Source organism: Kitasatospora sp. NPDC085879 (assembly GCF_040686255.1).
Taxonomy (GTDB): domain Bacteria; phylum Actinomycetota; class Actinomycetes; order Streptomycetales; family Streptomycetaceae; genus Kitasatospora.
The window spans coordinates 1-3,213 of the sequence record NZ_JBFBJZ010000170.1 but is presented as its reverse complement, the minus strand read 5'-3'; the positions used below and the strand labels follow the sequence as shown (position 1 = coordinate 3,213).

The following is a 3,213-nucleotide window of genomic DNA, read 5'->3' as shown; positions in this document are numbered from 1 at the left end:
CCGTGACGCGGCTGGTGAACGCCTACGCCCAGGGCGCGGGCGACCGGGTCAGCACGGTGGACGTCGTACCGCTCGCCCACTTCGACGCCCGCGGCCTGGCCGGCTTCTACATGGCCTTCGGCGTGACCCTGGCCGGATTCGTGCTCGGCTCGAACACGCTCGGCCTGACCCCGCTGCTGCGGCTGCGCCACCGGTTCTGGCTACTGCTCGGCACCTCCGCGGCGATCGGCACCGTCGGCGCGATCATCGCCGGACCGGTCCTCGGCGCGGTACCCGCTCCCGTCCTGCCACTGGTGTTCACCCTGTCCCTGCTGGCCGCGGCGGCGGCCTTCACCACCAAACTGCTCGGCACCTACCTCGGACCGGTGGGCATCCCCGCGGCGACCCTGCTGCTGCTGACCGTCGGCAACGCCACCAGCGGAGCAACCATCGGCGCCGACCTGCTACCGGGCGCGGCCCGCGCCGTCTCGGCGCTGCTGCCACCGGGCGCAGCCGTCCGCGCGATCAGCGACCTCAGCTACTTCGACGGCGCCCACCTGGCCCGTCCGGTGGCCACACTCGGACTCTGGGCCATCATCGCCGCACTCCTGGTCGCCCTGCACCCCCGGTCGACCCGCCGCCGGACAGCCACCACCACCTGAACGGCGTGCCCGAGCCCGCCCGCCCAGCTGTCGGGCTGGCGGTGGGGCAGATCGCGGTGTGGGCGATGCGGCACCAGGGGAATCCGCCGGCGGTGGGGTGGGCGATGCCGGAGGCGAGGTGCCATCGCTGGCGTGGCGGGACGGCGACGGCGGGGACCTCCGCGGGGTGGAGCGGGATGGGGCTGTCGTCGGCGCGGTAGCACCACTCGACGGTGTTGCCGCAGTAGCGGCAGACACCAGCCCGAGCCGAGCGCAGCAGGCGGCTGGGGCTGTCGGGGGCGATGCGCAGGGCCCTGGTGGGCTTGGGGCCTTTGCGGGTGCCATCCCAGTGGTAGGGCGGGTTGCATGAGGTCATGCGCGCGAAGGTCACACTCGGGCCGGCGGTGGGCGGGGCGCGGAGCCGGTGGGGTCGCCTGTTCGGGGGTGACGGGTCGCTGATCCGGTCCGCGGGGGTACGGGCGTTCGAGTGGCGGTGCTCGTTCGAGTGGTGCCTGTCGTTGGCCCGGGCGTGCCGGGCGGTCAGGTTCCGGGCGGGGTGTGGTCGTCGCAGAGTTTCGCCGCGAGGCCGCCGAGGGGGATGTCGAAGGCGTGGGCGAGGGCGCGCCAGGTGGCGAGGGTGCCGATGGTGCGGCCCTGCTCGATCTCGATGAGGCCGCCGGTACACGACCGACGGCCCCATGGCGGCAACGCCCACTCTCAATTCCTGGTACCTCACCACTGACGCTACCCACCCCCCACCCGCGCCGCGAGCCGACCCCGCCCTGTCGACCACCGCCACCCACCCGACGACAACGGCCCACGCCCCGTACCGCCCGCCGGGCCGGGGCAGGGGCGCAGCCGGGCCGGACAGCGGGCGTGCCTACGGCCAGTGGACGAGCACCGCGCCGAGCCCGCGCGGGTCGACGGCGGCATCCCGCACCCCGGACAGCGCCCGGCCGCGGCTGTAGCCGGTCAGAGCGATACGACCGTCCTCGACCCGGACCGCGCCCACAGCCTCGAACAGGGCCAGCGCCCTGGCCACATCCCGGGCCACCACGACCCTCCAGGTGGTCAGGCCCGCCGACTGGCGCTCCTCGACCCGGTGGCGGGCCGTCAGCTCCTCCCACACCGTCCGGGCGGCCTCCTCCTCGGTCAGCGAACCGATGCCGAGGCGCCGCCACAGGGCGGCCAGCCCGGCGCTGAAGTCCACCGAGCCCTCCAGGTGAAGGCGAACCGACTGCCAGCCGCAGCGGGAGTCCTCCAGCCGCAGCACCGCCGCGAACAGCACATCCCGCAGCGCCCCCGGATCCTCCCGCAGCCGCGCCGCGTCCCGGCCCGGCCCCAGCCACGGACCGTCCGTGCGCACCAGGCCCGCCAGGTGCGCCCACGCCAGCAGCACCTGCACCCCGCGCAGCGGCCCGGCCGACCCGGCCCCCGCCTCGCCGCCGCCGGTACCCAGCAAGTCGACCAGCTGGCCGACGGTGCCGCCGTCATCCAGTGGACCTGCAGCGGCGGCACGAACCAGATGTTCACCCTCAAGCCGGCCACCGCACTCGGCAACGGCAAGGACCACCAGCTGGTCGCGGTGCACAGCGGCAAGTGCGTGGACGTCAGCGGGGTCTCGACCGCACCCGGCGCCCTCGTCCACCAGTGGACCTGCGACCTGGCAAGCGCCCTGGCCCCCAAGAAGAACCAGATCTGGCGCCTGCCCGGCAAGGCCTGACCCCCGTGCCTGACCCCGCGCCCCCACGCCCACCCGGCCACGGCGTTCGAACCGGACGCCGGGCGGAGTCGCTGCGCCGCACGGCGATCAGCGGGCCGCCAACACCAGGGCCAGCGTGACCAGGGCCGGAACGGTCTGAACGAAGATGATCTTCCGGCTGGCCGTGGCGGCGCCGTACGCGCCCGCCATGGCCACGCAGACCAGGAAGAAGACCTCCGCCTGGAAGGCCACCGGGTCGGAGACGACGGCTCCCCACAACAGGCCCGCGGCGAGAAAGCCGTTGTACAACCCCTGGTTGGCCGCGAGGGTCTTCGTGGCGACGGCGAAGTCCTCGCTGGTCCCGAACGCGGCCCGGGCCTTCCGGCCGGTCCACTGGAACATCTCCAGGACCATGATGTAGACGTGCAGGGCGGCAACGAGCAGGACCGCAATGGTGGCGATGATCGCCATGGGTTCAGGCTCGCACAGTCGCACCGCCCGCTCCATGACGATCACCGGGCCGGCGGAGCGAACTGCCATGGCTTATGTGCGCGTTAACAGTCCAATGCCTTGACGGTACATCAACGTGTAGCCATAGTGAGGGTCGGCGCAGCACCACCAGGGTGTCCGACCTGCCTTGCAGTGCACCCCTTCCCCAGCAAAATTGTTAACGCTAACAATTTGGCCGCGCCTTCTTCCTTCCCCACCCGCGAAGGAGTTCGTTCATGACCATGCGATCGTGGCCGAGCCACGCCCGGCGGGCGCTGACGGCGGCCGGAACGACGGCCGTGCTCGTCGTCGGCCTGCTCACCGCCACGGCCGCGACCTCGCAGGCGGCCACCCAGGGGCCCTGCGACATCTACGCCGCCGGCGGCACCCCCTGCGTCGCCG

The 3,213-nt window shown here is 73.1% G+C and carries 5 protein-coding genes and 1 pseudogene; 2 read left to right on the top strand and 4 right to left on the bottom strand.

All coding sequences use genetic code 11. The features are described from left to right. Window positions 1-641 (top strand): annotated as a pseudogene (locus AB0P35_RS41740) (ABC transporter permease); the annotation flags it as partial. Here the strand turns inward: AB0P35_RS41740 and AB0P35_RS41735 are convergent. The 3 genes from AB0P35_RS41735 to AB0P35_RS41725 form a co-directional block, all read right to left on the bottom strand. Beyond that, window positions 574-996 (bottom strand): DUF6083 domain-containing protein, encoded by a 423-nt coding sequence (locus AB0P35_RS41735; protein ID WP_363521752.1) that lies wholly within the window; start codon window positions 994-996, stop codon window positions 574-576. The pseudogene AB0P35_RS41740 and the gene AB0P35_RS41735 overlap by 68 nt on opposite strands. Before the next feature lie 164 nt (window positions 997-1,160). Then, window positions 1,161-1,328, bottom strand: a complete 168-nt coding sequence (locus tag AB0P35_RS41730) for a hypothetical protein (protein ID WP_363521750.1) — start codon at window positions 1,326-1,328, stop codon at window positions 1,161-1,163. Window positions 1,329-1,500: 172 nt separating this feature from the next. Next, the gene (locus tag AB0P35_RS41725) at window positions 1,501-2,019 is read right to left on the bottom strand and encodes a hypothetical protein (protein WP_363521747.1); all 519 of its coding nucleotides are present in this window, start codon (window positions 2,017-2,019) and stop codon (window positions 1,501-1,503) included. Between AB0P35_RS41725 and AB0P35_RS41720 the strand changes: the two genes are divergently transcribed. Beyond that, entirely contained in the window at window positions 1,999-2,343 is a 345-nt protein-coding gene (locus AB0P35_RS41720) for an RICIN domain-containing protein (RefSeq protein WP_363521744.1), read from the top strand. The genes AB0P35_RS41725 and AB0P35_RS41720 overlap by 21 nt on opposite strands. Before the next feature lie 87 nt (window positions 2,344-2,430). Here the strand turns inward: AB0P35_RS41720 and AB0P35_RS41715 are convergent, their stop codons facing one another. Beyond that, window positions 2,431-2,793: a DUF1304 domain-containing protein gene (locus AB0P35_RS41715; RefSeq protein ID WP_363521741.1), complete on the bottom strand. Its 363-nt coding sequence runs from the start codon at window positions 2,791-2,793 to the stop codon at window positions 2,431-2,433. Window positions 2,794-3,213: the final 420 nt, after the last annotated feature.